2 protein-coding genes and 1 pseudogene are annotated in these 2744 nt (G+C 70.0%); all 3 read right to left on the bottom strand.

Annotated features, from left to right (window positions below):
* On the bottom strand, positions 1 to 548 hold a 548-nt coding region (locus AC2W7C_RS16330; protein WP_486002339.1), incomplete at its 3' end, for a TetR/AcrR family transcriptional regulator.
* Positions 548 to 2128: a DHA2 family efflux MFS transporter permease subunit gene (locus AC2W7C_RS16325; protein ID WP_486002338.1), complete on the bottom strand. Its 1581-nt coding sequence runs from the start codon at positions 2126 to 2128 to the stop codon at positions 548 to 550. The genes AC2W7C_RS16325 and AC2W7C_RS16330, both read right to left, overlap by 1 nt.
* Positions 2129 to 2304: 176 nt before the next feature.
* A pseudogene (locus AC2W7C_RS16320) lies at positions 2305 to 2744 on the bottom strand (HlyD family secretion protein); the annotation flags it as partial.

Raw genomic sequence — 2744 nt, 5'->3', positions numbered from 1 at the left:
GCGCCGGGCGGTCGAAACGCGGGATGCCGCACCCCCAGAACGCTTCTGAGGTGGCCGTGGCCCAGCACCATGCCGGCGAACATCTCCGCGGCCGCTCGCGGATCGGGAACGGCCAGCGCCCCCGTGGAGTCCTGCTCCGCCAGCCACGCGGCCAGACGGCGCAAGCCTTCGGCCGGTCCAGCCTCGTAGATCGCCTGAGCCAGGTCCGGCGCGTGCGGCGACATCAGCGCCACGCCGCGCATCGACCCCTTGGCGTCGTTGTCGCACAGCTTCTCCAGCAGGGCGGACGCCCAGGCGGTCAGCACCGTCTCCGGATCGCCGCCTGAACGCAGGGGGGCGCTGATGGCGTCCGAGCGGCGCGCGGCCAGCGCCCGGCCGATCTCCACCTTGGTGGGGAAGCGGTTGTACAGCGTCTGGCGCGACACCCCCGCGCGGCGGGCGATCTCGCCCATCGAGGCCGCGGCCCCCTTCTCGGAGAACAGGGCCAGCGCCGCCTCCAGGATGGCCTCGGTCTTGGCCTCGTCGACCTGCCCGGGAACCCTCGGCATCAGTGCGCGTCCGCGGGCGGGCCGCCGGCCTGCGCCTTGACCGGCCGGGCCATCAGGGTGACGAAGGCGGCGGCGGCGCAGCCCAGGGCCAGCATGGCGAAGGCGTCCCCGAAGGCCAGGGTCGTCGCCTGGCGGTTCAGCATGTTGTAGATCGCCTTCATCGCCGCCCCCGCGGGATCCATCGAGCCGGCGAACCGCTCCTGCATCCCGGCCATCATGGCCTGCATGGGGCCGTTGGTCACGGTGATGTTCTGGGTCAGCTCGCTCATGTGGGCGGCGGTGTTGGTCGTCAGCGAGGTGTTCAGCATCGCCAGGCCGAAGGCGCCGCCGACGTTGCGGAACAGGTTCACCAGGCCCGAGGCGTTCTTCACCATGTGCGGCGGAAGGGTCGACATGGTCACCTGCTGCGAGGCGATCATGGCCATCATCACGCCCACGCCGCGGAAGGCCTGGACGCCGGCGAACTCCCAGAAGCCCCACTCGGTGGTGACGGCGTGCGCGTCCCACATGGCCCAGGCGCACATCATGAAGCCGCCGAACATCAGGACGCGCGGATCGACCAGCCGCACCAGCCGGCCCGCGAACGGACCGGTGGCGAACATGGCCAGGCCCGAGACCACCATGGTGGTGCCCACCTCGGCCGACGAATAGCCGCGCACCCGCCCCAGGAAGAGCGGTAAGAGGAAGGTCCCGCCGAACAGGGCGGCGCCGACGGTGAAGGTCATCACGACGCCGACCATGAAGTTCCGGTTGGCGAAGGCGCGCAGCTCGACGATCGGGTTGTAGTAGCTCAGCGCCCGCCAGACGAAGGCCGGACCGGTCAGCGCGGCCACCACGCTGAGCAGCAGGATGTGGTCGTCGGCGAACCAGTCGTTCTTGGCCCCCTCCTCCAGCACGAACTGCAGGCTCATCAGGAACACGGCCATCAGGGCCAGGCCCCACCAGTCGAAGCCCTTGGCCAGGCTGGGATCGCCCTTGTCGAAATTGGCGTAGCGGGCGACCAGGAACAGGACCAGCACCCCCGGCGGCACATTGATGAAGAAGAGCCAGCGCCAGCTCATCTGTTCGGTCAGGTGGCCGCCCAGAGTGGGCCCCACGGTCGGGGCCAGGGTGACGATCAGGCCCATGATGACGCTGGCCGTGACGCGCTGGGCGGGCGGGAAGGCGGTGAAGGCGACGGCGAACACCGTCGGGATCATGGCCCCGCCGACGAAGCCCTGGATCGCCCGGAAGAAGATCATCTGCTCGACCGAGGCCGACAGGCCGACCGCCACGCTCATCAGCATGAAGCCGGCGCAGGACGCCAGGAAGACGTTGCGGGTCCCCCACAGGCGCGACAGGTATCCCGAGAGCGGGATCATCACCACCTCGGGGATCAGATAGGCGGTCTGGATCCAGCTGATCTCGTCGGCCGAGGCGCCCACGCCCGCCTGGATCTGAGGCAGGGACGAGGCGACGATCTGGATGTCCAGGATGGCCATGAACTGGCCGATCACCATGCCGGCGAAGCCCAGCAGCAGGACCGTCCAGTTGACCTTGGGTTGTTCCGACGGCGGGGCCGCGACGGCTTGATCTGTCATGCTCACACCCGCCCCGTCATTCCGGGGCTTCGCGATGCGAAGAACCCGGAACCCAGGGCCTCGCGCTCGATAGACGGGTCAGGACGGCCGTTCATGCCGAACTCCTGGGTCCCGGGTTCGCGCTTCGAGCGCCCCGGGATGACGAAGGTTACTGGACGACCGCGGCGGTCTGGATCTGGCCGACGGCGCTCGGCGAAGCTCAGCCCGCCCTCGCTCTTCAAGTCCACCTTGACCTCGACCGACAGGCCGGGCCGCAGGGCGGCGCCCGCGCCGCGGTCCACGCGGATGCGCACCGGCACGCGCTGGGTGATCTTGGTGAAGTTGCCGGTGGCGTTCTCGACCGGGATGAGGGCGAACTCCGAGCCCGTCGCCGGGGCGAAGCTGTCGATATGGCCGACCAGGTGCTGGCCGGGGAAGGCGTCGGCGCGGATCTCGACCGTCTGGCCCAGGCGCAGGCGGTCCATCTGGGTCTCCTTGAAGTTGGCGACCACATAGGCGTCGCCCAGCGGCACGATGGACAGGATCTGCCCGCCCGGCCGGACATACTGGCCGACGCGCACGCCGCGGGCGCCCACCACGCCGGCGACGGCGCGCGGATCACGGTGCGCTCCAGGGC

The sequence above is a fragment of the Brevundimonas sp. CURTG3B2_SDJG genome (genome assembly GCF_057364705.1).
This window is presented reverse-complemented; position numbering and strand designations above follow the sequence as displayed.